General features: G+C 64.7%; 26 protein-coding genes. 9 read left to right on the top strand and 17 right to left on the bottom strand.

Annotated features, from left to right (window positions below; all coding sequences use genetic code 11):
• Positions 1-30 precede the first annotated feature (30 nt).
• On the bottom strand, positions 31-1,401 hold the full coding sequence (locus tag AC1VVM_RS11365) for a M20/M25/M40 family metallo-hydrolase (protein WP_482955073.1): 1,371 nt from the start codon (positions 1,399-1,401) through the stop codon (positions 31-33).
• Positions 1,402-1,686: 285 nt separating this feature from the next.
• Between AC1VVM_RS11365 and ettA the strand changes: the two genes are divergently transcribed.
• The 3 genes from ettA (at position 1,687) to AC1VVM_RS11350 (ending at position 5,342) form a co-directional block, all read left to right on the top strand.
• On the top strand, positions 1,687-3,360 hold the full coding sequence (gene ettA / locus AC1VVM_RS11360) for an energy-dependent translational throttle protein EttA (RefSeq protein WP_482904015.1): 1,674 nt from the start codon (positions 1,687-1,689) through the stop codon (positions 3,358-3,360).
• A 199-nt stretch (positions 3,361-3,559) separates the two neighbouring features.
• Positions 3,560-4,582: an RcnB family protein gene (locus AC1VVM_RS11355; protein WP_482904014.1), complete on the top strand. Its 1,023-nt coding sequence runs from the start codon at positions 3,560-3,562 to the stop codon at positions 4,580-4,582.
• Between the two features lie 94 nt (positions 4,583-4,676).
• The gene (locus tag AC1VVM_RS11350; protein ID WP_482955072.1) at positions 4,677-5,342 is read left to right on the top strand and encodes a prolyl hydroxylase family protein; all 666 of its coding nucleotides are present in this window, start codon (positions 4,677-4,679) and stop codon (positions 5,340-5,342) included.
• Positions 5,343-5,355: 13 nt separating this feature from the next.
• Here AC1VVM_RS11350 and AC1VVM_RS11345 read toward each other — a convergent pair whose 3' ends face one another.
• Together AC1VVM_RS11345 and AC1VVM_RS11340 are read right to left on the bottom strand one after the other, a co-directional pair.
• Positions 5,356-5,886 carry a DUF1003 domain-containing protein gene (locus AC1VVM_RS11345; protein ID WP_482904012.1) on the bottom strand — a complete coding sequence of 177 codons (531 nt, stop codon included), beginning with the start codon at positions 5,884-5,886 and terminating at the stop codon, positions 5,356-5,358.
• A gap of 12 nt (positions 5,887-5,898) precedes the next feature.
• Positions 5,899-7,506 (bottom strand): lysine--tRNA ligase, encoded by a 1,608-nt coding sequence (locus AC1VVM_RS11340; RefSeq protein ID WP_482904011.1) that lies wholly within the window; start codon positions 7,504-7,506, stop codon positions 5,899-5,901.
• 113 nt (positions 7,507-7,619) lie between these two features.
• Between AC1VVM_RS11340 and AC1VVM_RS11335 the strand changes: the two genes are divergently transcribed.
• On the top strand, positions 7,620-8,498 hold the full coding sequence (locus tag AC1VVM_RS11335) for a mechanosensitive ion channel family protein (RefSeq protein ID WP_132385231.1): 879 nt from the start codon (positions 7,620-7,622) through the stop codon (positions 8,496-8,498).
• 87 nt (positions 8,499-8,585) lie between these two features.
• On the opposite strand, the gene AC1VVM_RS11330 is transcribed toward AC1VVM_RS11335, so the two are convergent.
• Positions 8,586-8,891: a DUF2218 domain-containing protein gene (locus AC1VVM_RS11330; RefSeq protein ID WP_482904010.1), complete on the bottom strand. Its 306-nt coding sequence runs from the start codon at positions 8,889-8,891 to the stop codon at positions 8,586-8,588.
• Positions 8,888-9,658 (bottom strand): PadR family transcriptional regulator, encoded by a 771-nt coding sequence (locus AC1VVM_RS11325; RefSeq protein ID WP_482904009.1) that lies wholly within the window; start codon positions 9,656-9,658, stop codon positions 8,888-8,890. The genes AC1VVM_RS11330 and AC1VVM_RS11325 overlap by 4 nt, the downstream gene beginning before the upstream one ends.
• 171 nt (positions 9,659-9,829) lie before the next feature.
• Between AC1VVM_RS11325 and AC1VVM_RS11320 the strand changes: the two genes are divergently transcribed.
• Positions 9,830-12,550 (top strand): ATP-dependent DNA helicase, encoded by a 2,721-nt coding sequence (locus tag AC1VVM_RS11320; RefSeq protein ID WP_482904008.1) that lies wholly within the window; start codon positions 9,830-9,832, stop codon positions 12,548-12,550.
• Positions 12,551-12,563: 13 nt separating this feature from the next.
• Positions 12,564-13,109, top strand: coding sequence for a SixA phosphatase family protein (locus AC1VVM_RS11315; protein WP_132385227.1), 546 nt, complete (start codon positions 12,564-12,566; stop codon positions 13,107-13,109).
• Positions 13,110-13,172: 63 nt separating this feature from the next.
• Here the strand turns inward: AC1VVM_RS11315 and AC1VVM_RS11310 are convergent, their stop codons facing one another.
• From AC1VVM_RS11310 to rpmF, 5 genes are all read right to left on the bottom strand, one after another.
• On the bottom strand, positions 13,173-13,580 hold the full coding sequence (locus AC1VVM_RS11310) for a MerR family transcriptional regulator (protein ID WP_482904007.1): 408 nt from the start codon (positions 13,578-13,580) through the stop codon (positions 13,173-13,175).
• Between the two features lie 46 nt (positions 13,581-13,626).
• Entirely contained in the window at positions 13,627-13,923 is a 297-nt protein-coding gene (locus tag AC1VVM_RS11305; RefSeq protein ID WP_132385225.1) for an integration host factor subunit alpha, read from the bottom strand.
• Positions 13,924-14,034: 111 nt separating this feature from the next.
• Positions 14,035-15,003 carry a beta-ketoacyl-ACP synthase III gene (locus tag AC1VVM_RS11300; protein ID WP_482904006.1) on the bottom strand — a complete coding sequence of 323 codons (969 nt, stop codon included), beginning with the start codon at positions 15,001-15,003 and terminating at the stop codon, positions 14,035-14,037.
• Positions 15,003-16,064: a phosphate acyltransferase PlsX gene (gene plsX, locus AC1VVM_RS11295; protein WP_132385223.1), complete on the bottom strand. Its 1,062-nt coding sequence runs from the start codon at positions 16,062-16,064 to the stop codon at positions 15,003-15,005. The genes AC1VVM_RS11300 and plsX overlap by 1 nt, the downstream gene beginning before the upstream one ends.
• Before the next feature lie 28 nt (positions 16,065-16,092).
• Positions 16,093-16,272 (bottom strand): 50S ribosomal protein L32, encoded by a 180-nt coding sequence (gene rpmF / locus AC1VVM_RS11290; protein ID WP_132385222.1) that lies wholly within the window; start codon positions 16,270-16,272, stop codon positions 16,093-16,095.
• A 177-nt stretch (positions 16,273-16,449) separates the two neighbouring features.
• Here rpmF and AC1VVM_RS11285 point away from each other — a divergent pair, with 177 nt between their 5' ends.
• The gene (locus AC1VVM_RS11285) at positions 16,450-16,842 is read left to right on the top strand and encodes an MAPEG family protein (RefSeq protein WP_132385221.1); all 393 of its coding nucleotides are present in this window, start codon (positions 16,450-16,452) and stop codon (positions 16,840-16,842) included.
• A 71-nt stretch (positions 16,843-16,913) separates the two neighbouring features.
• Here the strand turns inward: AC1VVM_RS11285 and AC1VVM_RS11280 are convergent, their stop codons facing one another.
• Together AC1VVM_RS11280 and AC1VVM_RS11275 are read right to left on the bottom strand one after the other, a co-directional pair.
• On the bottom strand, positions 16,914-17,597 hold the full coding sequence (locus tag AC1VVM_RS11280) for an MBL fold metallo-hydrolase (RefSeq protein ID WP_482904005.1): 684 nt from the start codon (positions 17,595-17,597) through the stop codon (positions 16,914-16,916).
• Positions 17,598-17,638: 41 nt separating this feature from the next.
• Positions 17,639-18,271: a S24 family peptidase gene (locus AC1VVM_RS11275; protein ID WP_482904004.1), complete on the bottom strand. Its 633-nt coding sequence runs from the start codon at positions 18,269-18,271 to the stop codon at positions 17,639-17,641.
• A gap of 99 nt (positions 18,272-18,370) precedes the next feature.
• Between AC1VVM_RS11275 and AC1VVM_RS11270 the strand changes: the two genes are divergently transcribed.
• Both AC1VVM_RS11270 and AC1VVM_RS11265 read left to right on the top strand, forming a co-directional pair.
• Entirely contained in the window at positions 18,371-18,559 is a 189-nt protein-coding gene (locus tag AC1VVM_RS11270; RefSeq protein ID WP_482904003.1) for a hypothetical protein, read from the top strand.
• Positions 18,549-18,935 carry a hypothetical protein gene (locus tag AC1VVM_RS11265; protein WP_482904002.1) on the top strand — a complete coding sequence of 129 codons (387 nt, stop codon included), beginning with the start codon at positions 18,549-18,551 and terminating at the stop codon, positions 18,933-18,935. Before AC1VVM_RS11270 ends, AC1VVM_RS11265 begins: the two co-directional genes overlap by 11 nt.
• Before the next feature lie 209 nt (positions 18,936-19,144).
• On the opposite strand, the gene AC1VVM_RS11260 is transcribed toward AC1VVM_RS11265, so the two are convergent.
• From AC1VVM_RS11260 to fsa, 5 genes are all read right to left on the bottom strand, one after another.
• Positions 19,145-20,083, bottom strand: a complete 939-nt coding sequence (locus AC1VVM_RS11260; protein WP_482904001.1) for a D-2-hydroxyacid dehydrogenase — start codon at positions 20,081-20,083, stop codon at positions 19,145-19,147.
• A gap of 171 nt (positions 20,084-20,254) precedes the next feature.
• On the bottom strand, positions 20,255-21,706 hold the full coding sequence (gene cysS / locus AC1VVM_RS11255) for a cysteine--tRNA ligase (protein WP_482904000.1): 1,452 nt from the start codon (positions 21,704-21,706) through the stop codon (positions 20,255-20,257).
• Between the two features lie 56 nt (positions 21,707-21,762).
• The gene (locus AC1VVM_RS11250; RefSeq protein WP_482903999.1) at positions 21,763-22,425 is read right to left on the bottom strand and encodes a nitroreductase; all 663 of its coding nucleotides are present in this window, start codon (positions 22,423-22,425) and stop codon (positions 21,763-21,765) included.
• Between the two features lie 86 nt (positions 22,426-22,511).
• The gene (gene cobT / locus AC1VVM_RS11245) at positions 22,512-24,326 is read right to left on the bottom strand and encodes a cobaltochelatase subunit CobT (RefSeq protein ID WP_482903998.1); all 1,815 of its coding nucleotides are present in this window, start codon (positions 24,324-24,326) and stop codon (positions 22,512-22,514) included.
• 140 nt (positions 24,327-24,466) lie between these two features.
• A complete protein-coding gene (gene fsa, locus AC1VVM_RS11240; protein ID WP_132385213.1) occupies positions 24,467-25,117 on the bottom strand; it encodes a fructose-6-phosphate aldolase in 651 nt (216 codons plus the stop codon).
• Positions 25,118-25,247 lie beyond the last annotated feature (130 nt).

Here is a 25,247-nt window from a genome sequence, read left to right as displayed (position 1 = left end):
CGCCCCTTCCCCCAATTCAGATCATCCGGCTCATTCAGAGTGCGCCGGAACCTTGGCGATCTCGCCGGGCTCGTTGGCGATCACCTTGAGCACGGCCGTCCAGGCATCGACATTCTGCTGAAGCGCGGCCGGATCGACCTTGTCCAGCGTATCGTCGGGCGTGTGGTGCAGGTCGAAGTAATGGGTGCCGTCCTGCCCGAGGTCGATCACCGCAAGCTTCTGCGCCTGAATGATGCCGGACACGTCCTCGCCGCCATCGGCCGCGCCTTCGTGGGGGGTGATGCCCATCGGCCAGAGCGCCGCCTTGACCTTGTCGATCATCGCCTGGTTCTGCGAGGCGACCGAGAACTTCACCTGCCACACCTTGTCCGCGCCGAAGTCGCTTTCCATCGCCAGTGCATGCGGTTCCGATCCGTGCATCCGCACATAAGCCGCGTTGCCACCGTCGTTGAGGCCCATTTCCTCGTTACCCGCCCAGAGCACGCGGATCGTGCGCAAGGTCTGCCCGTCCTTCTGCGCGGCAAGCGCCGCGGCGGTCACGATCGCGCAGCCCGAAGCATTGTCGATGGCGCCGGTGCCGAGGTCCCAGGAATCGAGATGGCAGGCCAGCACGATCTTCGGCAGCGAAGGATCGCGGCCCGGCAGTTCGCCAATCACATTGCCCGAAGGCGCATTGGGGAACGGCTTGCCCATCAGCGTCAGATCGATCTTCATCGGCTGGCCGCGCTTGGCGACGCGGGCGATCAGGTCGGCATCGGGGTTCGAGACCGCGCCCGCCGGGATCGACGTCACGCCCTTGGGAAATATGGTCGTACCGGTATGCGGATTGCGGTGGTTGTCGGTTCCGGCCGAGCGGATAACGATGGCGGCGGCGCCCTTCTGCGAGGCAAGCGCCGGGCCCTTGCGGCGCACGTCGCCATAAGGGCCGTAGCCCGAACCATCCTGCGCCGCGCGCATGGCGTGGTCCACGAAGGCAACCTTGCCCTTGAGCGAGCCGTCAGGCGCGGCGCGCAGTGCGTCAAGCGTGGGGAAGTACACCATCTCGGCCTTGAGCCCGCCCGCCGGAGTCGGCACCGACATGCCCAGCGCGGCGATTGCCAGCGGCTGCGTGTAAGGCGCGATCAGCATCGCCTTTTCCTCGCCGCGCGTCCAAGCGAGCGTAGTGAAACGCTCGACCTTGACGTTCTGGAAGCCCAATGCCTTGAGCCTCGCCTCGGCCCAGACGCGCGCGCGTCCTTCCGCATCCGAACCGGCAAGGCGCGGACCGATCTCCGTGGTCAGGCCCTCGACGATGTCCCAGGCCGTGCCCGAACCCTCTTGAGGCGTGGCGAAAGCGGGCGCTGCGATGAGCGAAGCGGCGGATGCGGCAAGAAGCGCCGCGCGAGAGAATCTGCGTTGCATGACAGAGACGTAACGCGCTCCACCGCTCGTGCCAACCGGTCCATCTCGGCCATGCACGACGGGACCAGCCGGGGCGCGTTCGCCTTTCGCCGCAGGGCCGAATGGCGCGAAGAATCCTCCCTTCGGACCACCTTGAAAATCGCCCCCATCGACACAATCTCCAACATCGATACCACGCACGAAGCCATACAGGCCCCACTTATGGAGGCGGCCTTGGCAAGGGGGCCGCGCCCCTGTAGAGCGAACCCCAATTTCCAGACCCAGATCCTATTCCAGAGGAAACCGATGGCTGCCCAATACGCCTTCGTCATGAAGGGCATGACCAAGACCTTCACCGGCGCTCCGAAGCCGGTGCTCTCCGACATCAACCTCCAGTTCTACCAGGGTGCCAAGATCGGCATCGTCGGTCCGAACGGCGTCGGTAAGTCGACCCTGATCAAGATCATGGCCGGCATCGACACCGATTACACGGGCGAAGCCTGGGCCGGTGAGAACATCACCGTCGGCTACCTTGAGCAGGAGCCGGAACTCGATCCCAGCAAGACCGTGCTTGAGAACGTCAAGGACGGCGCGCGCGCAACGGCCGACATGGTCGATCGCTTCAACGCGATCGGCATGGAAATGGGCGAGGAAGACGCCGATTTCGAAGCACTCGGCGCCGAGATGAGCGAGCTGCAGGACAAGATCGACGCTGTCGACGGCTGGACGCTCGACAACCAGCTTGAAATCGCGATGGAAGCGCTGCGCTGCCCGCCGGGCGACTGGCCGGTGGACAAGCTCTCGGGCGGTGAAAAGCGCCGCGTCGCGCTGACGCGCCTGCTGATCCAGAAGCCGTCGATCCTGCTGCTCGACGAACCGACCAACCACCTTGACGCCGAATCCGTCGAATGGCTGGAAAACCACCTGAAGGAATACGCGGGCGCGGTGCTGATGATCACCCACGACCGCTACTTCCTTGACCACGTAGTGGACTGGATCCTCGAACTCGACCGCGGAAAGTACTTCCCGTACGAAGGCAACTACTCGACCTACCTCGAGAAGAAGGCCAAGCGCATGGAGCAGGAGGACCGTGAGGAATCCGGCCGCCAGAAGGCGCTCAAGGACGAGCTGGAATGGATGCGGCAGACGCCCGCCGCCCGCCAGACCAAGTCGAAGGCGCGTATCCGCAAGTTCGAGCAGCTTCAGGACGCCCAGGCCGGCCGCAAGCCCGGCAAGGCCCAGATCGTCATCCAGGTCCCCGAGCGTCTTGGCGGCAAGGTCATCGAGGTCAAGGACATCTCCAAGGCCTACGGCGACAAGCTGCTGTTCGAGAACCTCTCGTTCATCCTGCCGCCGGGCGGCATCGTCGGCGTGATCGGCCCGAACGGCGCGGGTAAGTCGACGCTGTTCAAGCTGCTCACCGGCAAGGAAACGCCTGACACCGGCTCGATCGAAATCGGCTCCACCGTGCACCTCGGCTTCGTGGACCAGAGCCGCGATCACCTCGATCCGAAGAAGAACGTCTGGGAAGAAATCTCGGAGGGTCATGACTACATGACCGTCAACAAGCACGAGATGTCGACCCGCGCCTATGTCGGCGCGTTCAACTTCAAGGGCGCCGACCAGCAGAAGAACGTCGGCAAGCTCTCGGGCGGTGAACGCAACCGCGTGCACATGGCCAAGATGCTGAAGCTTGGCGGCAACGTCCTGCTGCTCGACGAACCGACCAACGACCTCGACGTGGAAACGCTGGGCGCTCTGGAAGAAGCCATCGAAAACTTCGCGGGCTGCGCCGTGGTCATCAGCCACGACCGTTTCTTCCTTGACCGTCTGGCCACGCACATCCTCGCCTTCGAGGGTGACAGCCATGTCGAATGGTTCGAAGGCAACTTCGAAGCCTACGAAGAAGACAAGCGCCGCCGCCTTGGCGATGCGGCCGACCGTCCGACCCGTCTGGCTTACAAGAAGCTGACGCGCTGACGCTCTGATCGGAGCGCTCCTCGCGGACCGCACGGGCCGCCGTTCCGGGAAACCGGGGCGGCGGCCTGTTCATTTTCGTTGATGCAATTATGAATGAACGGCAACCGCCCGGTTCACGGATGCGACAGCCCCTCCCCTGTATCCAGTGTCTTAGGATAAGCCGCGAGAGGGTGCGGCAAGTCCGGTTTGGAGACCGGAAATGATTACGAAGGGTACGACATTGAAGGCGAAGTTCCTCAAGGGCGTGGGTGCTGCTGGTGCCATGGCGGTGGCAGTGACGGCCCTTTCGGCGCCCGCCATGGCCCGAGACGACCAACGCGCGGCTAACGCCCGCGGTGACAATCAAGCCCGCAATCACGGCGGTGACGGTGGCGGCGGCCGCAACGGTGGCGGTTTTGCCAACCGGGGCGCCGTGCAGCAGGGTCCGTCGCGTCCGCAGATGCAGGCGCCGCAGGCTCAGCCGCAGGGCCAACCGCGTCCGCAGATGCAGATGCAGGGCCGCCCGCCCGTGCAGGCACAGGCTCGCCCGCAGCAGAATGATCGCCAGCCGGGCCACGTGCCCTTCTGGAATCCGGGCGCGCGCCTTCAGGGCCAGCAGGCACCGAACTTCGCCCAGCAGGGCCGCCCGCCGATGCAGCGCGACGACCCGCGTCCTCCGCAAGGCAACCGCGCACCCAACTGGGCACAGGGCCGCGATGATCGCCCCGGTGGACCGGCACAGGTTCGCCCCGTTCCAGGCGGTGTCCCGGGTGGTCCGGGCGCCGTTTCCGATCGCGGACCGGATCGGACCAGCGCCTGGAAGAGCCCCTCGTACCGCAACGACCAGCGCGATCCGCACTGGAACAACAACCGCAACGATAATCGCAACGACGATCATCGCTGGGACAACCGCAACAACGGCGGAAATCGCAACTGGGACCGCGACAACTGGCGCCGCGACCAGCGTTACGACTGGCGCGACTACCGCAGCGCCCACAGCGATATCTATCGCGGACGGCCCTACTATGCGCCCTATCGCGGCTACGCCTATCGGCGCATCGGCATCGGGTTCACGCTGGGCTCGCTGTTCTACGGCAGCTCGTACTGGCTCGACGATCCGTGGATGTACCGCCTCCCGCCGGTCTACGGCCCCTATCGCTGGGTACGCTACTATGACGACGTGGTGCTGGTGGACGTCTACACCGGCCAGGTGGTCGATGTGATCTACGATTTCTTCTACTGAAACGAATGGCCCCGAAGCACCCGCTTCGGGGCCATTTTCCTATATGCGAAGCAAGCGATTGATCTTGCCCGCAACTGGGTTAGTCTCCCTTGCGATGAGGGGAGAAAACCATCCTGACTGCGAGGCGCTGGCCCGGATCGGTGCCGGCGTGCGCGACCGGCTGGCGCGGGTACCCTCGGCACACCGCGCCGTCATCGAAGGCGCGGAGATCTACACCGTGGCGGACTTCATCTCCGCCGATGCCTGCCGCCGGCTCACATCGCTGATCGACGCGGTCGCCTGCCCCTCCCGCCTTGTCGAGGAGGAAGACTGGGAGGGATACCGCACCAGCTATTCGGGCGACATCGATCCCGCCGATCCCACGATCCGCACGCTGGAGCGCAACCTGAGCCGCCTTACCGGACTGGATACCGCCCGCAGCGAATGCGCGCAGGGCCAGCGCTATCTCTGCGGCGAATATTATCACGAACATTGCGATTGGTTCGATACCGATGCCGACTACTGGCCGCATGAGAATGGCAATGGCGGCCAGCGCAGCTGGACGGCGATGGTCTACCTCAACACGGTGGAATTGGGCGGCTATACCGATTTCACCAAGCTTGGCCTGCGCGTCACGCCCCAGCCCGGCACGCTGCTGCTCTGGAACAATGCCTGTCCGGACGGCTCACCCAATCCGTGGACGCTGCATGCCGCCCGCCCGGTGGAGCGCGGCGTGAAGTACGTCGTCACCAAATGGTACCGCGCACGCCGCTGGCAATAAGCGCGGGTGGCGATCAGGCCTCTTCGCCGTCCTTGGCCGCCTGCCGGTTGTCCAGATATTCCATGAGGTGATCGAAACGGCGGTGCAGCCGGATGATCTCCAACTGCGTGCGCAAGTTCACCTCATAGTCGTGGCGGGCGGTGATGCGATCCTTGTCCGACTGCCGGTTCTGGCTCATCATGATGACCGGCGCCTGGATCGCCGCCAGCATCGAGAGCATCAGGTTCAGGAAGATGTAGGGATAGGCGTCGAAGGGCTTGATCCCGAGTGCCTGAAGCACGCTGGAATTGAGCAGCATCCAGACCAGCAGCACCACGCCGAAGGCAATGATAAAGCCCCAGCTACCGCCAACCGCCGCCACTTTGTCGGCAATGCGGTCGCCGTGCGAGGCGTGCATGGAGGCCAGTTCGTCCGCATCGGGGCCGATCAGCGTTCCCGACGCGATCCGGCCCAGCACATGGCGGTCTTCGGGATCGAGTTCCTCCAGCTTACGCCCGAGGAGTTCCTCGGCGAGTTCCTCGGGCGTTCGCGGATTTTTGTGCATATTCGGCCCCAATCAAGCGGCCGAAAGGGCCTCCGCAATCAGTTTGCGCGTTTCGGGTACGCCGTAAAGGGCAATGAAGCTGCCCATGCGCGGACCCTGCGGAGAACCGAGCAGCGTCTCGTAAAGCGCCTTGAACCAGTCGCGTAGCGTCTCGAAGCCATAGGCCTCGTTCTTGCCGATCTCGTAGACCGCATTTTGGAGGTTTTCCGCCGTGGCATCGGCGCCCAGCTTTTCCAGTTCGGCGTCCAGCACCTTGAGCGCCTCGGCCTCATTGGCGGTCGGCGCGCGGCGCTTCAGGGTCGGCGCGATGAAGTCGCGGTTGGTGGCGAGCGCAGCGCGGACCATCTCGCCCAGTTCCGGATGCGCTTCGGGACGGGCGTCCTCGATATAGTTGCCGAGGTAGGACCAGACCTGCTCCGCCGTGGCATCGGCACCAAGCACGCCGACAAGGTTGAGCAGCAGCGAGAACGTCACCGGCACGGTATCGCCTGCGCCCGCGCCCTCACCAGAAGCGCTCGCGCGCAGCAGGTGCCAGACCGGGTTGCCGAGCTGCTTGTCGACTGCCTGATCGGCCAGATTGCCGCGGAACTGCCAGTATTCGTCCACCGCCTTGGGAATCACGCCGACATGGAGCTGCTTGGCGCTCTTGGGCTCGCGGAACAGGTAGAAGCCCAGCGATTCCTCGGTGCCGTAAGTCAGCCACTGCTCGATGGTCAGGCCGTTGCCCTTGGACTTCGAGATCTTCTCGCCATTCTCGTCAAGGAACAGCTCGTAGATCAGGCCTTCCGGCTTACGCCCGCCCAGGATCTGCACGATCTTGCCGGACTGGGTGACCGAATCGGTCAGGTCCTTGCCGCACATTTCATAGTCGACGCCCAGCGCGTACCAGCGCATCGCCCAGTCGACCTTCCACTGGAGCTTGGCCTTGCCGCCGAACGCGCTCTGCTCGACGACAGAACCGTCCTCGTCAGTGAATCGGATCATGCCGGTGGCCACGTCGAGCACTTCGACCGGAACCTGAAGCACCACGCCGCTGCTGGGCGAGACCGGCAGGACCGGCGAATAGGTTTTGCGGCGCTCCTCGCGCAGCGTCGGCAGCATGACGTCGAGAATGCCCTGGTTGCATTCCAGCACGCGCGTCAGCGCCGCGTCGAACGCGCCCGAATTGTAGCGATCGCTGGCCGAGACGAACTCGTAGTCGAAGCCGAAACGGTCAAGAAAGTCGCGCAGCATCGCGTTGTTGTGGTGCGCAAAGCTCTCGTGCGTGCCGAAAGGATCGGGAATGCGGCTGAGCGGCTTGCCGAGATTGGCGGCGAGCACATCGGCGCCCGGAATATTGTCCGGCACCTTGCGCAGGCCGTCCATGTCGTCCGAGAAGGCAACAAGGCGCGTGGGCGCGCCGCCGGTCAGCGTCTCGTAGGCGCGGCGCACCAGCGTGGTGCGCAGCACTTCCTGGAACGTGCCGATATGCGGTAGGCCCGAGGGACCGTAACCGGTCTCGAACAGCACCGGCGCATTGCCGGGTTTGCCATTCGGATAACGCTTGAGCAGCTTCTGGGCCTCCTGGAAGGGCCAGGCCTTGGACACGCGAGCGGCTTCGATCAGGGCTTGTTCAGTCATGCGCGCGCTATGACGCGAATTCGCCGCATTTCGCAAGCGCGAAGCGGTCTGGGGAACTACTCCAGTGGGGAAGCCGTTAGGTTCCTCATGTCGCAAAAGGATACGAATTGATCGTGAGATACGTCGACACCCTGCAAAGACAGCTCGAAAGCATGGCCGACAGCTTCGTGGCAGCGCTGCCGAGCCTCGTCATTTCGCTGATGGTGCTGGTGGTCACCTGGATTCTCGCACGATTCGCCGTGCGCATCGCCGACAAGCTGACCGGCCGCACGCGCATCCGCAACGACCTCAAACAGCTTTTCGATACGCTGGTGCGTCTGTTCGTGTGGATCATCGGCTCGCTGGTGGCCCTGACCGTTGCCGTGCCGAGCTTCACGCCGGCGGGTGCTTTTGCCGGTCTCGGTGTCGGCGCCCTCGCCATCGGTTTCGCGTTTCAGGACATCTTCGAAAACTTCCTCGCCGGCGTGCTCATCATGCTGCGCGACAAGATGAACATCGGCGATTCGATCGAATGCAACAACATCCAGGGCAAAGTCGAACGCATCACCCTGCGTGAGAGCCACATCCGCCAGTTCACCGGCGAACTGACCGTCGTGCCCAACTCGATGCTGTTCAAGAACCCGGTGCGCATCCTCAATGACGAACCGGTGCGCCGCGACGAACTGGTCGTGGGCATTTCCTACGACGCCGATCTCGACCGCGCCGAAACCCTGCTTCGCGATGCTGTCGCCGGAGTGAAGGGCATCGATGCCACGAAGGCCGTGCTCGTCGTCGCCCAGCGCTTCAATTCCAGCTCGATCGACTTCCTGATCCAGTGGTGGGCCGATACCAGCCCGCAGGACATGCGCGTGACCAAGAGCCATGCCATCAAGGCGATCAAGACGGCGCTGGACGGCGAAGGGATCGAGATCCCCTACCCCTATGTCACCAATACCTTCAAGGAAGCGCTGCCGATCGACCGCGCCCATTCGCAGGACAAGCGCGCGGCCTGACGCTACTGCCGAAAACGACACCGCCCCGCCTCCCACCGGCCTTGAGCCGGATGGGAGAGCGGGGCGGTGTCGCTTTGGATCAGTGGATCACTGAGCCGCAGTTTCCTGCCATTGCCAGTCATAGGTCAGCGGATCTTCGCGAAAGGCGAAGCGGTCGATATGGCGCGCGACCACGTCGGTCAGTTGCTCCACATCGTCCCGGTTCTCGCCGGTGATGGCGATGGCGATGCCCTCGCCATCCGCCGTCATCGTCGCCACAGCCGTCGGGAACGTTACCGTGCCGGTATCGCCGTCCACGCGGCTTTCCAGCTTGTGGCTCCAGTGCTTGCAAAGCTGCTGGACGTACTTGCCGCCATTCGGCGTGGCGACTTTCGCCGTGATCGTGTGGCTCAAACCTCGATCCTTTCGATCTTGCGGGTTGCCTCGTCGAGCGCATCGGCGATCTGGAGGATGACCTCGCGATTGGCGCCGTCCTTCGAAAGACGGTCGTGCATCGCGGTCCGCAGCGCATGGATCGCGCGGCGCACCGGGGCCGGATCGACCTTGTCGCGCGCCTCGGCCAATGCCGAGAGGCGGGCCTTCAGTTCCACGGCCTTCTCGGCGTCGGTCTCGGCCTGCTTGCGGCCTTCATCGGTCGCTTCGTAGGACTTGCGCGCGCCTTCCTCGGCCTTTGCCGAGATCAGGCCCGCTTCTTCCATGTAGGTGAGCGCGGGATAGACCACGCCCGGGCTGGGCGCGTAGTCACCGCCCGAAAGCGCCTCGATCTCGCGGATCAGCTCATAGCCATGGCGCGGTGCCTCGACGATCAGCGCGAGCAGGAGAACCTGGAGTTCGGCCTGTTCGAACAGACGCTTGCGACGACCGCCCATGCGGCCGCCACCGGGACCGAAGCCCCCGCCAAAGCCGCCACCGAAGCCTTCGCCCCGGCCGCCGCGACCGCGTCCACGGCCACCGGGGAAGCCGCCCTCGAAATCGTCACCATCGCGGCCGAACGGACCGCGTTCCATGCCGAAACCGCCGCGACCGCGCATGCCGCGCGGGTCGAAGCGCCTGTCACCAAAGCCGTGACCGCCAAACTCGGCGCCGAATTCTTCGCGGCCACTGCGTTCGCCGCGGCCGCATCCGCGGCCATGGCCGCGCTTGTGATGGATCTTCATCATTTTCATCTCGTTTCGTTGTGTCTTCATGATGGCTACAAGATATATCTTAAAGCGAGATCCGCAAGAGGCTAAAATGTATCTTGACGTATTTTTATCGAGACACCCTCGTTTCTGACGAAAGCGCGCCCCGCGAGGTTTCCCTTCGCGCCCTCCGCGCCTAAGACGAAGGCCATGGCCGCCCTACCCTTGCCCGCGCTCCACGCCAGCCACGCCGGCTCCTGGCTCCGCGAGGGGCCCGGCACGACTCGCCCGGTATCGAAGGGAGAGGCCGTCACCGCCGCTGCCGACACGCCGCTGCTGATCCTGAACGCGCCGCTGGTGGCGACGCGGCTCGGTTATCCGGACCTTTCCGGGCTCGACCTGCTCGAACTCTACGCCTTCATTCACCCGGCGCGCTTCGTGGTGCCCACTCCCAAGGGCCTCGCCCACGCGCTGGGCCTTGAGGAACCCACCAGCGATGCCGACGTGCCGCGCCTGTTACAGGAAGCGGCGGGCGCCCTGCTGGAAACGTGCGAAAGCCCCGACTGGCCGGAGCGCGAGGGCGCATGGACCGGCCTGCAATCGCTGATCCGCATGCGCTGGCCATGGTCCACCTTGCTCACAGCGCGGATCGCCAAGCCGCAGCGCGCCGAACGCTGGCTCTTCACGCGCCTTCCCGAGTGGGACGAAACGCCGGAACTCCCGCAGCCCCGCCAGATCACGCTGCAGCCCGGCGAAGTGTTGCAACGGCTGGCCCAACTCACCGGAACCGGCGCGGAACAGCGCGAGAGCCAGCGCGCCTATGCGGTAGAGGCCTCGGAAGCCTTCGCCCCGCGCGAGGCGCGCGGCCGTCCGCACGTGGTGCTGGCGCAAGCCGGCACCGGCATTGGCAAGACGCTGGGCTATCTCGCCCCGGCCTCGCTCTGGGCGCAGCAATCGGGCGGAACCGTCTGGGTTTCGACATATACCAAGGCCCTGCAACGCCAGCTTCGCCAGGAAAGCCGCCGCGCCTGGCCGGAATACCGGCCGGACGGCAGCCAGCCCGTCGTCGTGCGCAAGGGCCGCGAAAACTACCTCTGCCTGCTCAACCTTGAGGACGCGCTGCAAGGCGGATTCGCCGGTCGCGCCGCGATCATGGCGCAGATCGTTGCGCGCTGGGCCGCCTATTCGCAGGACGGCGACATGATCGGCGGCGACCTGCCCGGCTGGCTGGGCACGCTGTTCCGCCAGCGCGGCATCACCGCCCTCACCGACCGGCGTGGCGAATGCGTCTATGCCGGGTGCCCGCATTTCCGGAAGTGCTTCATCGAACGCGCCACCCGCGCCAGCGTCGGCGCGGATCTCGTGATCGGTAATCACGCCCTCGTCATGATCAATGCCGCGCGCGGCCGCGATCAGGCCTCGCGCCCTACTCGCGTGGTGTTCGACGAAGGCCATCACGTGTTCGACGCCGCCGATTCGACGTTCGCTGCCGCGCTGACCGGCACCGAGGCCATCGAGTTGCGCCGCTGGGTGATCGGCCCTGAAAAGAACGCGCGCGGGCGCCGTCGCGGGCTTTCCGCGCGACTCGCCGATGTCGCCAGCTATGACGAGGCCGGCGCTAAGGCGATCACCGCAGCCGTCGCCGCCGCCGAGGCGCTGCCGGGCGACGGCTGGATGCAGCGCATCGTCGAAGGCGCGGCATCGGGCCCGCTGGAAGAGCTTTTCGCGGCCGTCCGCGCGACGGTCTATGCCCGCGACGAAAGCGGCGGGCAGGAAGCGGGCTACGGACTCGAAACCGAGGCGGCCGGGCTCGACGGCGCCTTCGTGGAAGTGTCCGAAGCCGCGCGAGAGGCACTGGCAGAGCTGCGCCAGCCCCTCATGCGCCTTGGCCTCAGGCTGGAGGCACTGCTGGAGGACGGGCCGGACTGGCTGGACGGCCCCGGCCGCGCCCGTATCGAAGGCGCGCGCCACTCCCTGAGCTGGCGAATCGACCTGCTGGCAGCATGGGAAGCGATGCTGGCCCGCCTCGCCGGCCCGGCCGATCCCGAATTTGTCGACTGGCTGTCGCTCGAACGCTCCGAGGCGCGCGAGTACGATACCGGCATCCATCGCCATTGGCTGGATCCGATGAAGCCCTTCGCCAGTGTCGTGCTGGAACCCGCGCACGGCGTCGTCATGACGTCCGCCACGCTGCGCGACGGCGACACGTGGGATCAGGCGATCAAGCGTTCCGGCACGCCTTATATCGACGTGGCGCCCAAACTTTCCGAGCATCTGAGCCCGTTCGACTACGCCGCGCAGGCCGAAGTGCTGATCGTCAACGATGTGCCGCGCGGCGATATTCCGGCGCTGGCTGGCGCCTATGGGCGACTGATCGAGGCATCGGGCGGCGGCGTGCTGGGCCTGTTCACCGCGATCCGCCGTCTGCGCGCGGTGCATGGCCGCATCGCCGATCGTCTCGCGCGCGGCGGGCTGCCGCTCTATGCCCAGCATGTCGATCCGATCGACACCGGCACGCTGGTCGACATCTTCCGCGACGATCCCAAGGCCTCGCTATTGGGCACCGATGCCTTGCGCGACGGTGTGGACGTGCCCGGCCATTCGCTCCGTCTTGTCGTCATGGAGCAAGTGCCTTGGCCGCGACCGACAATTCTGCACCGCGCGCGGCGGGTCGCCGGGGGCGGTTCCGCCTTTGACGACAGCCTGATCCGCGCCAAGCTGGCGCAGGCCTTCGGCCGCCTGATCCGCAGCCGCGAAGACCACGGGCATTTCGTGGTGCTTTCCTCCGCTTTCCCCTCACGCCTGCTCAGCGCCTTCCCGCAAGGGACCCCGGTGCGTCGCATTTCGTTGGAGGAAGCCTTGCATCGTGTGGCAGCAAGTGTTTCAGGGGAAACCGTGAAGGACGGCGATCCCGTCCGCCCCCCAGTGTGAGCGCATCATCGGCATGAAGACTCTCGGCATTTTCAGGCACGCCAAGTCCGACTGGAACGATGCACGCCTGCGCGATTTCGACCGCCCGCTCAACAAGCGTGGGCGCAAAGGCGCAGCACTGATGGGCCTGCACATCCGCGATCACACGGTAAAGTGGAACCGTATCCTGGCCTCGCCCGCCGTGCGCGCGGCGCAGACCATCGAACTGGCCGAAGAAGCCGCCGGCGAGTCGCCGCCGCTTACGTGGGACCGCCGACTCTATCTCGCCAGTTCCGCCACGCTGATCGACCTGCTGCGCGAACAGTCGGGCGATCCGCGCGCGATCATGCTGGTCGGCCACAACCCCGGTCTCGAAGACCTGATCTTTGACCTCGTGCCCGACGATGGATCAAGCCCGATGCGCGACATGGTCGAGGAAAAGTTCCCGACCGCCGCCTTTGCGGTGATCGAACTCGATATCGATTCGTGGGCGGACATCAGCGAGGGTCGCGGCAGGCTGGTCCATTTGACTCGCCCGCGCGATCTTGACCCGGCGCTGGGTCCTCAAGTCGAATATTGAGAAGAAAATGGCGGGTCCATAAAGGTGCCCGCCCTGTCGAAACCCCGCCCTATCGAAACCTTGTCAGGCCGCGACCAAAGCCTGGGCTAGATGCGCCCGAATGGCGCGCAGGCGATCCATAATTTCGTCATTGGAAACGGCGTCATGCGCCGGAATTGCGGCCTCGACGACGACAGGTCCGGCGCTTTCGTCCTCATCGGAACGTCCCTCGATCGCCTGGCGCGCGCCGCGCAACGTATAGCCCTCGCGGTGGACGAGCCGGTCGATTTCGGCAATCAGCGCAATGTCTTCCGGGCGATAGTAACGCCGCCCCCCAGCACGCTTGATCGGCTGAAGCGCGGGAAACTGCTCTTCCCAGTAACGCAGCACGTGCTGGCGCACACCAAGCGCCTTCGTCACTTCGCCGATAGTGCGAAGCGCCTGCGCATCCTTCCCGTCCTCAAAGCGGGGACGTTCCGAATTTCCGGACATGAAACGGGCTCCTCTGGGCGGTGCCGCCCCGCGGGAGCGGCCACGATCACATCTCTGCGATGCGATCCTTGAGCATCTGGCTGGCGCGGAATGTCATCACCCGGCGCGGGGTAATGGGCACTTCCACCCCCGTCTTCGGATTGCGTCCGACACGTTCGCCTTTGTCTCGCAACAGGAATGTACCGAAACCGGAGATCTTTACGTTCTCCCCATCGGTAAGTGCGAGCGACATGTGCTGGAGTATAGCCTCCACCATGCCCAGCGATTCGGCGCGTGAGAGCCCGAGCCTCCGGTGAATGGCTTCCGCGATCTCAGCCCTGGTCAATGTTTCCATGGAGCGCATCAATCCCGCATCCCCTAAGAGCGCTGACCCCCATGACGATAATATGAAAAAATGAGGGAAAAGCAATGCTCCGTGCAGTAAATGCCACGATACTTTCGATCGTGGGCAAATTCACATGCGGACGAGGCTTGCTCCCCAGGTAAATCCGCCGCCCATTGCCTCGAGTACAACGAGGTCTCCCTGCTTGATTCGGCCATCGCGAACGGCCTGATCGAGCGCCAGCGGAACCGATGCGGCGGACGTATTCGCGTGCTGACCGACGGTCATCACGACCTTTTCTCTCGGCAGATTCAGCTTCCTGGCGGTCGCGTCGAGGATGCGGGCATTGGCCTGATGCGGCACCAGCCAGTCGATATCCTGCGAAGTATGGCCGGTTTCGACGAGCACTTCCTCAAGGACTTCCGCCAGATTCACCACCGCATGGCGGAAAACCTCACGACCCTTCATACGCAGCTTGCCCACGGTCCCGGTGGTCGAAGGACCGCCGTCCACATAGAGAAGCTGGTTGTGGGCGCCATCGGCATGAAGGCGGGTGGCGAGTACGCCGCGCAGATTCTCACCGCCCTGCTCCTGCGCTTCGAGCACGATGGCCCCGGCGCCGTCGCCGAAGAGCACGCAGGTCGTGCGGTCTTCCCAGTCGAGAATGCGGCTGAAGGTTTCCGAACCGATCACCAGCGCGCGCTTGGCCATGCCCGAACGCAGCATCGAGTCGGCCACGCCCAAGGCATAGAGAAAGCCCGAGCAGACCGCGGCCACGTCGAAGGCGATTCCGCCACGGCAGCCGAGATTCGCCTGCACCAGAGTCGCGGAAGCCGGGAACGTCTGGTCCGGCGTTGCCGTGGCGAGCACGATCAGGTCGATCGAAGCCGCCTCGATCCCCGCCGCCGCCAGCGCGTTGCGCGCGGCATCGGTGGCAAGGCTGGACGTCGTTTCGTCGTCGGCAGCGATATGGCGGTTGGAAATGCCGGTGCGCTCGACGATCCACTCGTCGCTGGTGTCGACTTGCTCGGCAAGCTCGGCATTGCTGACCGCACGGCGCGGCAGGGCGGAGCCCGTGCCGACAATGACCGAACGCAACATCAGGCGCTCTCTTCCGTCACGCGCGGCTTGCGCAGGGAAGTCCCGCCCACGCGGGCGAGGTCGGCGGAGATCCGCTCGGTCACGTTTTCCTCCAGGAGGCGCGCCGTAACCGCCACGGCATTCGCGACCCCGGCGGCATTGGCACCGCCATGGCTTTTCACGACAATGCCGTTGAGACCCAGGAAAACCGCGCCATTATGATTGTTGGGATCGAGATGATGCTTGAGCAGCTCGGTCGCCGGTTTCGAGATCAGGAACCCGATCTTCGAACGCAGGGAGCTGCTGAAGCCGCGGCGAAGCAGATCGGCCACGAAACGCGCCGTGCCTTCCACCGCTTTCAGCGCGACATTGCCGGAGAAACCATCGGTAACGATGACGTCCATGTCCCCGCGCCCCAGCTTGTCGGCCTCGGAGAAGCCGTCAAACGAGATCGACAGGTCGGCCGCCGCCGCCTTGAGCATCGCTGCCGCGTCGCGCAGCATGTCGGTGCCCTTGGTTTCTTCGGTACCGATGTTCAGCAGGCGCACGCGCGGTTGCTCGCGCCCCGTGGCGACGCGGGCATAGGCAGCGCCCATGATCGCGAATTGCACGAGGTTGCGCGCGTCGCACTCGGCATTGGCGCCGAGGTCGAGCATCACGAGGTCGTTTTCACCCAGCGTCGGCAAGAGCGCGGCCAAGGCCGGCCTGTCGATACCGGGCATCGTGCGCAGCGTCAGCTTGGAGATCGCCATCAGGGCGCCGGTGTTACCGGCACTGACGGCGGCTCCGGCGTCGCCCGCCTTCACCGCCTCGATAGCGCGCCCCATCGAGGTGCCCTTGGCCCGGCGCAATGCCTGGCTGGGCTTGTCCTCGCCACTGATGACGCCATCGGTGTGCAGGATTTCGGAGCTTGCCCTGAGGTTCGGGTGATCCTCGAGCGCGGATTTGATCCGCGCCTCGTCACCCACCAGCAGGAACTTGAAGCGATCATGGCGACGGCGCGCGAGTGCCGCGCCCTCAATCATGACGCGCACGCCCTCGTCGCCGCCCATCGCATCGATTGCGATACGCGGCAGACTCATGCTCTTTCTCCGAAAGTCGTCGTTGGTCTTAGACTTCGACCGCGACGATCTCACGACCGTTGTAGTGGCCGCAAGCGTTGCAAAGGTTGTGCGGGCGCTTCAGCTCGCCACAGTTCGAGCATTCGTGGAAAGCCTCGACCTTCAGCGCGTCATGGCTGCGGCGCATGCCACGGCGGGAAGGGGTGGTCTTTCTCTTAGGGACAGCCATTTCGGCACCTGTTCCTGGAATAAATGAATGTCAAAAATGCCGCCGAGACCGACTTCAACCGGACCGGCGGCTTGCGAAGGCGCGCCTATAACCGATTTCTCACGAGTTGCAACCCGTTCCTCCCCGGCGCATGAACGCGAAAACCGCAACACCCCGGGGAACGGAGAGAAACCTCACATGATTCTGCAGACAACCTTGTGCCTGGCAGCCGCTGCCGCGGTAATTACCTTCTGGCATATACTCCGCATCGGCCAGCTTCGCACCAAGGAAAAGGTTCTCCACGGCGATGGCGGCAACGCGCGGCTTGCCTATCGCATGCGCGCGCAGCTCAATTTCGTGGAGAGCACGCCGTTCGTGCTGATCCTCGTCGCCGCGATCGAGATGACCGGCAAGGCGGGGGCCTGGCTGGCCATCGTCGGGTCGATCTTCATGCTAGGGCGCGTGCTCCACGCCTTTGGCATGGATCTGGACCGTCCCAACCTGCTCCGCGCCGCGGGGACGATCATCACCATCCTCACGCTGCTGGGCCTGTCGGTCATGGCGCTTCTGATCGCCCTCGGACGATTCTGAGCAGAAGCCCGGCCGAAACCGGACTTCACACTTACATATAGACTCGCTGCCTGAGCGCGCCCCGGACGTGCTCAGGCAGGCAGGCCTCGCGCCAGCGCCGCATCGCCTACATAAGGATTGCTGCGGCGCTCCTCACCGAAAGTGCTGACGGGGCCATGCCCCGGAACGAACGTCACTTCATCGCCCAGCGGCCAGAGGTGCCCGGTGATCGAGTTCACAAGGTCTTCCAGATTGCCGCGTGGGAAGTCCCAGCGGCCGATTCCGCCCTGGAACAGCACATCGCCCACCATCGCGAACTTGCTGGCCGCATGGTGGAAGACGACATGGCCCGGCGTATGACCGGGGCAGTGATAGACATCGAGCTCAAGCTCGCCCACCGTCACCTTGTCGCCGGTATCGAGCCAGCGATCCGGTTCGAACGTGTGCGCCTCCATGTTCCAGCGCGGGCCGTCGTCATTGAGCTGCGCGATCCAGAAACGATCTTCCTCGTGCGGCCCCTCGATGGGAACGCCCATTTCCTTGGCGAACACCCCGGCCATCCCGCAGTGATCGAGATGCCCGTGCGTGACGAGAATCTTTTCGAGCGTCACGCCGGTCTGCTCCAGCGCCTTGCGCAACTTCGGCAAGTCCCCACCGGGATCGACGAAAGCGCCGCGCATGGTCTTCGTGCACCACAGGAGCGAGCAGTTTTGCTGGAGCGGCGTCACGGGAATGATTCCCACGCGCATCGGTCGTTCGTCGGCAGTTTCAGTCATGCCTGCCGAAATGGCCGCAAGCCTTCTCGATTGCAACCGGACTAGATTCGGCCGCCCTTCCAGACGACTCGGCCGATCACCACGATTTCGGCAAGTCCGCAGGTAATGGGGCGATAGGCCGGATTGTCGCTGGACAGCACGACGCGCCCTGCCCCCACCGATCCCAGTCGCTTGACCAGCACCGTATCGTCGAGCCGCACGACATGAATGCCGTCGCGCAGCGGCTGCCACTCACTGTCGACAAGAATCTCGTCACCGTGCCGCAGAGTCGGCTCCATCGAATCGCCCGAGACCGTGATGGCCGACAGCATTTCGGGGCTCAGCCCCATCGACCGCAGCCACCGGGCCGAGAAACGCAGCGTGCCGAAAACTTTCTCATCCCCGGCGTGCGCGCCCGGCCCCGCCGAAGCCCCCACGGTCAGACGCGGAACACCGATCCATGCCGGTGCCGCGTCGTAATTTTCCTTCGCCTTTCCCAGCTCGCTCTCTTCCACGCCGAAGAAACGGGCGAGCGCGCTTCGGTCCACCTCCTCCAGCTTTTTCGGACTACCTTTCTTAATGAATTGCTGAAGATAGCTCGCATTCTTGCCGATCATCCGGGACAGGGCGGAGAGGCTCACGCCCCGCCCATCGGCAAGTTCAAGCAGGCGGCTGCGGGCATCGGCGCTTTCCATAATATAATCCGTACGCGAAGGAAATTTCCTAGACAAGTAGGATTTCAGTTGGAACATTTGAGGAACATAAACCGCCGTCCATAGGAGGACACCCCCAAGATGCTCCTGCGCCAGATAGAGATTTTCCTGCGCAACACCGACATGCCGTGCACCAAGTTCGGCCGACTCGCCGCCGGCGACCCCCGATTCGTTGTCGATTTGCGCAATGGCCGCATGCCGCGTCCCGGCACCGCCGCCCGCGTCGAAAGCTTCATGGCCACTTACAAGGAGGCCGATCATGCGTTCTGAGTCCCTGGATTCCGCATCGCCGCTCGCAACCGCCCGCCGCGCGCTGGGTACCGAATCGCACTCGCGCGGGCCCTGGCTGCTGCTGCTTTCGGAAGTGCTGCACCTCGCCGGCCCGCGCGCCGAGTTCCAGCGCCATGCCGAACGGCCGTGGAGCAGCGCGACCTTTTCCGGTTCACGCCATACCATCGCGCTGGAATTCACGGGCCGAGACGGTCTCGACGCGGGCGAAGCGCTGATTGCCGCCCTGCCCGATCATGAATTCACGCTGCCCGGACAGCTTGTGGCCGATGCGACGATTGCTGGAGTCGATCATGTGGCGGGCTCACCGGCACACATGATCGTCGAGGTGGAACTGCTGCTTCTCGACGAGACCTGACGCTTAGGCGGCCACCCGCCAAAGCGCTCGTTATCGACGTCGGACCGTCAGTCTAACCACTCCGTCGCCCCCGCGAAGGCGGGGGCCCCGCTTCCTTCTCAACCTCTCGTGTCGGGTTCCTTCTCAACCTCTCGTGTCGGGCTCAAGAAGCGGGATCCCCGCCTTCGCGGGGATGACGGGAAAATTTGGCGGCCCCTTGCAGCTTTGCCTTAGTATCCCAGCGAAAAGTCGACGACGTGCGCGAGCGGCTCGCCGCGCACGAATCGGCCAAGATTGGCCAGAAACCGGGCCGCCCCCCGCTCGAACAACGCATCTTGCGCCCGGCCGGACAAGTGCATCGAGACATGCACGTTATCGCGCGACCAGAGCGGGTGGTCGGCCGGTAGCGGTTCCGGTTCCGTCACATCGAGGAACGCGGCGCCAAGATGCCCCGAATCGATGGCGTCAAGCAGCGCATCCTGTTCGATCACCGTGCCGCGCGCAAAGTTGAGGAAGAACGCCCCTCGCTTCATCGCCGAAAATTCCGCCGCACCGAACATCCGCAGCGTGTCCGGCGTCGACGGCACGATGGCGATCACCCAGTCGAACCCGCCAAGCTTTGCGCGCCATTCATCGGATCCGAGTTCGCCCGGGCCCGGACTGCGACGCACGCCGGTCACTTCGGCCCCGAAGGCGCGCAGGATTTCGGCGATCCGTCCGCCGATCTCACCCGCACCGACGATCAGGACTTTCGAATCGAGCAACTCGCGCTTGCCAGGCGGCTCCATCAGCCATTCGTGACGATCCTGCGCGCGCACCACGTCGCGCCAGCCCTTGGCCACGGTAAGCATGCCCATCACCGCATATTCTGCGACCGACTGCGCGTGGATCCCTGCTCCATTGGTGAGTCGAATCCCCCGCTCGGCCATGAGTTTCAGCGGCAACCAGTCCACGCCGGAGGACATGGCATTGTACCAGGCGAGCTTGCCCGCCCGTGCAATGAACTCCCCAGCCACCGCCGGCGGGATCGGATCCAGCCACGCGACGTCAGCCCGCGGCGCCAGTTTCAGAAGCTGATCGTGGCTCTCGAACCAGAGCGGCTCGACGCCCTCGGGCAAACGCCCTTCCAGCAGCGGCCGGGACCGGGCGTTGATGAGGGCTGCGGTCATTCTTCGTACTCCGGAATTCTGCAAATTCTTGAAGTTAACGAAGATCGGCAAGCGGGGACAGGATGGCAAGGGCCCGTCCAGCAGACATCATTGCGCTTTTCGGCGTGATGATGGCGTCTGCCGCAATAGCACCAGACAAGAGGCGCAGCCCCGGGTTGCTCCTCCCAGGAGTCAGCCGAGCTTCCATTCCCAGCCGAGTGGGTCGCCGTCCATCGCTTCCACGCCCTTGGCGGCGAGTTCGTCGCGCAGGGCGTCGGACGTGGCGAAGTCCTTCTCCGCACGCGCGGCCTTGCGGCGGGCGAGCACATCCTCGATCTCGGCCTCGGTGATTTCGGCGATCTTGGGACGGATGCGAAGGTCCGCGCGGCCGGTACCGAACAGGTCGAGCCCAAGCACCGAATCCATCGCCTCGATCGCCGCGCGCTTGGCGCCGGGATCGACCTTCTTGGCGGCCAAAACCTCCTCCAGCGCGGTCAGCGCGACGGCAGTGTTGAGATCCTCGCCAATCGCCTTCTCGAACGTTTCGAGCATCGGCGCGAGCTTGGGATGACGGGCATCGCCCGGCTCCACATCGCCCAACCGCTCCACCACCATGATCATGCGCTTCAGGCGTACAAGCGCGGCAGCAAGCCCTTCCCACGAGAACTCAAGCTCCGACCGGTAATGCGCCTGAAGGCACATCATGCGGTAGCCAAGCGGGTGGTAGCCCTTGTCGATCAGCAATTGCAGCCGCAGGAACTCGCCCGAGGACTTGCTCATCTTGCCGGAGCGTTCGACGAGGAAATTGTTGTGCATCCACAGCTTCGCGCCCGAATTTGCGGGCACGTCGAGGCCATTCGTGCAGCAGAACGCCTGGTTCTGCGCGATCTCGTTCGGGTGGTGGATCTCGCGGTGGTCGATGCCGCCGGTGTGGATATCGAACGGGAAGCCGAGCAGGTCACCCGACATCACCGAGCATTCGAGATGCCAGCCGGGAGCGCCCTTGCCCCACGGCGAATCCCATTCCATCTGGCGCTTCTCGCCCTCGGGCGTCTTGCGCCAGATCGCGAAGTCAGCGGCATTGCGCTTGCCCTCGACTGCCTCGATGCGCCCCTCGCCCTCATCGGTGACAGCACGCGCGAGGCGGCCGTAGTCGGAGACGGTGGAGACGTCGAAGTAGAGCCCGCTTTCCAGTTCGTAGCAGTGGTTTGGCGCGATCTTCTCGGCGAATTCGATCATCTGCGGCACATAGTCGGTCGCGATCGACCACTTGGCCGGCTGACGAATGTTGAGCGCCTTGATGTCGGCCCAGTAGGCCTGCGTGTAATGCGCGGCGATGTCCCAGATCGATTGCGCCTGGGTCCGCGCCATCTTCTCCATCTTGTCCTCGCCGGCGTCGGCGTCATCGGTCAGGTGGCCGACATCGGTGATGTTGATGACGTGGGTGAGCTTGTAGCCCGCATGGCTGAGCGTCCGGCCCAGAATGTCCGCGAAGACATAGGCGCGCATGTTGCCGATGTGGGGATAATTGTAGACCGTAGGCCCGCAGCTGTAGACCCGTGCCTCGCCAGCGTGGACGGGCTGGAACGGCTCCAGCTGGCGGGTCAGGCTGTTGAACAGCGTCAAGGACTTCGTTTCGGTCATGACGCAGGGCAATTAGGCAGGAGCCGGGCGCAGTCAAGCCGCGCCCGGCATTACCATTACTCGAAACCGAGGAACTTCACCTGATCGTCCAGCGCGACGCGGGGGCGATCGAAGGCGTTTACCGGCACGTCGAGCCGCTTGCCGATCGAAAGACCGCAGAACAGCAGGTGCGTCTCGTCCGACACGCCGATGTGGTCCTTGATGAGGCGGGCGTAGAGACCCATCCACTCCTGCGGACAGGAATCGAGGCCTTCCTCGCGCAGCAGCAGCATGATCGTCTGGAGCCACATGCCCACGTCCGACCATTGCGGCGGCCCCATGAAGCGCTCGAAATAGCAGACCAGCAGCGCCGGGGCGCCGAACGAGGTGACGTTCTGGTTCATGAACGCCTTGCGGCCCTCACCATCGTCGCGACCGATGCCCATCGCCCCATACATGAAGCCGCCCAGTTCCTGCAGACGCGCGGCGTGGCGCGGGGACTGCATGGGGGCGGACCAGTTGTATTCCTCGGGATCCTGCGGCTGGCTGGCCAGCATCTTGTCCTGCAGCGCCTTCAGCGGCTCGCCGGTCAGTACGGTCGCTTCCCAAGGCTGGAAGTTGCAGCCCGAAGGCGCCATGCGCGCCTTGTCGAGCACGCGGCGCAGCACGTCGAGGCTCACCGGCTCGTCGCTGAATGCGCGGATCGAGCGGCGGCTGAGGACTGCGTCAGTTACGTTCATGAATTTCCCTTCGTTGGCGACAGTTTGCAAACCGCCGCCGAACTTGGGACCGGGCGGTACAGATTCAATACCGCCCGGTAGAAAAATCACTCTTCCTCGAACAGTCCCGCCAACTGCTCGATCATCGTGCCGCCAAGCTGCTCTGCATCCATGATCGTGACGGCACGGCGGTAATAGCGCGTGACGTCATGGCCGATGCCGATGGCGACAAGCTGGACCGGGCTCTTCGCCTCGATCCATTCGATCACGCGGCGCAAATGCGCCTCCAGATAACCGGCCGAGTTCACCGACAGCGTCGAATCGTCCACCGGCGCGCCGTCGGAGATCACCATGAGGATACGGCGATCCTCCTGCCGGGCGAGCAAGCGGCTGTGCGCCCAGAGCAGCGCCTCGCCGTCGATGTTTTCCTTGAGCAGGCCCTCGCGCATCATCAGGCCAAGGTTCTTGCGCGCGCGGCGCCAGGGTTCGTCGGCCTTCTTGTAGATGATGTGCCGCAAGTCGTTGAGGCGGCCGGGATGTGCGGGGCGGCCGCTCGCCAACCACGATTCGCGGCTCTGTCCGCCCTTCCAGGCGCGCGTGGTGAAGCCGAGAATCTCGACCTTCACGCCGCAGCGCTCCAGCGTTCGCGCCATCACGTCCGCGCTGATCGCCGCGATGGAGATCGGGCGTCCGCGCATCGAACCCGAATTGTCGAGCAACAGGGTGACGACGGTGTCCTTGAACTCCACGTCGCGCTCGATCTTGTAGGAGAGCGACTGGCCGGGCGAGACCACCACGCGGGCCAGCCGCGCGGCATCGAGCATGCCCTCTTCCTGATCGAAGTCCCAGGACCGGTTCTGCTGCGCCATCAGGCGACGCTGAAGCCGGTTGGCAAGGCGCGTCACCACGCCCTGAAGCCCCTTGAGCTGCGCGTCGAGATAGGCGCGCAGCCGCGTCAGTTCTTCCTCGTCGCAGAGGTCGGCGGCGCTGGTCACTTCGTCGAAAGCCTCGGTGAAGACCTTGTAGTCGAAGCTGTCGGGAATGTCGGTCCAGGGACGGTTGGGCCGGACGGGGAGCATGCCCTCCTCGCCTTCCTGCCCTTCCTCGCCCTCGTCCATGTCCTCGGAATTTTCGCCCTCGGCCTCGCTCTCGCCTTCGTCCTGACCTTGCGAGGGTTCGGCGGCGGCTTCGGCGGGCTGTTCCTCGCGCCCGCTTTCGTCGCCGGTCTCGTCGTCCTCGGTCTCCTCGTCGCCGTCCATGTCGTCGGCGTCCTCGGGCGGCATGTCGATTTCATCGGCCTGCGTCATCTCGAGATGCGCGAGCATGTCGAGCGAGAGCTTCTGGAAAGCCTTCTGATCCTCCAGCAATCCAGCGAGCGCATCGAAATCGGCAGCCGCCTTCGATTCGATCCAGCGGCGGACCATGGCGACGCCGGTCTGGGCTGCCTCGGGCACGGGCTGGCCGGTCAGGCGTTCGCGCAGCATCAGCGCCAGCGCGGTCGGCACCGGTACCTTGTCCGGACTGTCGGCGCGGGAAATCGGATCGGTGGCGATGCGCGCTTCGAGCGAGGCGTCGAGATTGTCGCGCATGCCGGCATAGGCATTGGCGCCCAGCGCTTCGTAGCGCACGGCCTCCACCGCGTCGTAGCAGGCCCGCGCCGAAGGCTCGCTGGGAGCATGGCGCATGTGCAGACGGTCGTCATGATGGCGCAGCCGCAGCGCGAAGCTGTCGGCATAACCGCGCGCCTGCATCGCCGCGCCGCGCGGGACCGAGCGGCCCGGCATCGGAACGCGGAAGGTGCCCCCGCTGGCACTGGGGGCATCCGCCGTCCAGTTGACCTCGACCTCGGCATCCTGCGCAATGGCGCGCGAGGCGCCGGTCAGCGCGAATTTGAAGCGATCGACGGGTGTTTCATCGGACATGACCGCTCAATGGCGTCATAGCCGCGCCTGTGCAAGCCGCCGCTATGCAAAACGCCGGAGGCGCGATGCACCTCCGGCGTTGAATTTGCTGGCCTTGCGCCGACCCACCCGAAGGTGTGCTTATTTTATGAGCGCGGCTATCAGAGCGACTGGCCGGTCTTGGCCCAGTCCGCCATGAAGCCTTCGATGCCCTTGTCGGTGAGGACGTGCTTGACGAGGTTCTTGATGACCGCCGGCGGCATCGTCGCAACGTCCGCGCCGATGCGTGCGCATTCGAGCACGTGGACCGGGTGGCGGATCGAGGCGGCGAGGATCTCGGTCTCGTAAGCGTAGTTGTCGTAGATCAGGCGGATGTCGCGGATCAGGTCCATGCCGTCGAAGCCGTTGTCGTCATGACGGCCAACGAAGGGCGAGACGAACGACGCGCCAGCCTTGGCGGCGAGCAGCGCCTGATTGGCCGAGAAGCACAGCGTGACATTGACCATGGTGCCATCGCTGGTGAGCGCCTTGCAGGTCTTCAGGCCGTCGAAGGTGAGCGGCACCTTGATGCAGACGTTGTCCGCGATCTTGCGGAGGATTTCGGCCTCGCGCATCATGCCTGCGTGGTCGAGAGCGACGACTTCGGCGCTGACCGGACCATGGGTGAGGCCGCAGATTTCCTTGGTGACTTCGATGAAGTCACGGCCGGACTTGGCGATCAGCGACGGGTTGGTGGTCACGCCGTCGAGCAGGCCGGTGGCGGCAAGGTCGGCGATTTCGGCGGTGTCGGCGGTGTCGACGAAGAACTTCATGGCACAAATCCTGTGATGGGGCCCGTAACGGCAGTTCGGCGCGAGCGAGGGATCCAGCGCCGATTCTGGCGCCCGCTATAGGCAAGCGCGCCCAATCTGAACACCCCGAGCGGCCGATCCGGCCCGGGGC

The sequence above is a fragment of the Novosphingobium sp. BL-S-33 genome (assembly GCF_056857025.1).
This window is presented reverse-complemented; position numbering and strand designations above follow the sequence as displayed.

Bases quoted from the DNA above. Each gene is read 5' to 3' on its own strand.
- AC1VVM_RS11250 (WP_482903999.1), bottom strand. From the start codon at position 22,425: ATGAACGTAACTGACGCAGTCCTCAGCCGCCGCTCGATCCGCGCATTC.
- AC1VVM_RS11325 (WP_482904009.1), bottom strand. From the start codon at position 9,658: ATGATGAAGATCCATCACAAGCGCGGCCATGGCCGCGGATGCGGCCGC.
- AC1VVM_RS11275 (WP_482904004.1), bottom strand. From the start codon at position 18,271: ATGGAAAGCGCCGATGCCCGCAGCCGCCTGCTTGAACTTGCCGATGGG.
- AC1VVM_RS11350 (WP_482955072.1), top strand. From the start codon at position 4,677: ATGAGGGGAGAAAACCATCCTGACTGCGAGGCGCTGGCCCGGATCGGT.
- AC1VVM_RS11340 (WP_482904011.1), bottom strand. From the start codon at position 7,506: ATGACTGAACAAGCCCTGATCGAAGCCGCTCGCGTGTCCAAGGCCTGG.
- AC1VVM_RS11310 (WP_482904007.1), bottom strand. From the start codon at position 13,580: ATGTCCGGAAATTCGGAACGTCCCCGCTTTGAGGACGGGAAGGATGCG.
- plsX (WP_132385223.1), bottom strand. From the start codon at position 16,064: ATGAGTCTGCCGCGTATCGCAATCGATGCGATGGGCGGCGACGAGGGC.
- AC1VVM_RS11260 (WP_482904001.1), bottom strand. From the start codon at position 20,083: ATGACCGCAGCCCTCATCAACGCCCGGTCCCGGCCGCTGCTGGAAGGG.
- AC1VVM_RS11270 (WP_482904003.1), top strand. From the start codon at position 18,371: ATGCTCCTGCGCCAGATAGAGATTTTCCTGCGCAACACCGACATGCCG.
- AC1VVM_RS11285 (WP_132385221.1), top strand. From the start codon at position 16,450: ATGATTCTGCAGACAACCTTGTGCCTGGCAGCCGCTGCCGCGGTAATT.
- AC1VVM_RS11315 (WP_132385227.1), top strand. From the start codon at position 12,564: ATGAAGACTCTCGGCATTTTCAGGCACGCCAAGTCCGACTGGAACGAT.
- AC1VVM_RS11280 (WP_482904005.1), bottom strand. From the start codon at position 17,597: ATGACTGAAACTGCCGACGAACGACCGATGCGCGTGGGAATCATTCCC.
- AC1VVM_RS11320 (WP_482904008.1), top strand. From the start codon at position 9,830: ATGGCCGCCCTACCCTTGCCCGCGCTCCACGCCAGCCACGCCGGCTCC.
- ettA (WP_482904015.1), top strand. From the start codon at position 1,687: ATGGCTGCCCAATACGCCTTCGTCATGAAGGGCATGACCAAGACCTTC.
- cobT (WP_482903998.1), bottom strand. From the start codon at position 24,326: ATGTCCGATGAAACACCCGTCGATCGCTTCAAATTCGCGCTGACCGGC.
- AC1VVM_RS11345 (WP_482904012.1), bottom strand. From the start codon at position 5,886: ATGCACAAAAATCCGCGAACGCCCGAGGAACTCGCCGAGGAACTCCTC.
- AC1VVM_RS11265 (WP_482904002.1), top strand. From the start codon at position 18,549: ATGCGTTCTGAGTCCCTGGATTCCGCATCGCCGCTCGCAACCGCCCGC.
- AC1VVM_RS11305 (WP_132385225.1), bottom strand. From the start codon at position 13,923: ATGCGCTCCATGGAAACATTGACCAGGGCTGAGATCGCGGAAGCCATT.
- cysS (WP_482904000.1), bottom strand. From the start codon at position 21,706: ATGACCGAAACGAAGTCCTTGACGCTGTTCAACAGCCTGACCCGCCAG.
- AC1VVM_RS11365 (WP_482955073.1), bottom strand. From the start codon at position 1,401: ATGCAACGCAGATTCTCTCGCGCGGCGCTTCTTGCCGCATCCGCCGCT.
- AC1VVM_RS11355 (WP_482904014.1), top strand. From the start codon at position 3,560: ATGATTACGAAGGGTACGACATTGAAGGCGAAGTTCCTCAAGGGCGTG.
- AC1VVM_RS11300 (WP_482904006.1), bottom strand. From the start codon at position 15,003: ATGTTGCGTTCGGTCATTGTCGGCACGGGCTCCGCCCTGCCGCGCCGT.
- rpmF (WP_132385222.1), bottom strand. From the start codon at position 16,272: ATGGCTGTCCCTAAGAGAAAGACCACCCCTTCCCGCCGTGGCATGCGC.
- fsa (WP_132385213.1), bottom strand. From the start codon at position 25,117: ATGAAGTTCTTCGTCGACACCGCCGACACCGCCGAAATCGCCGACCTT.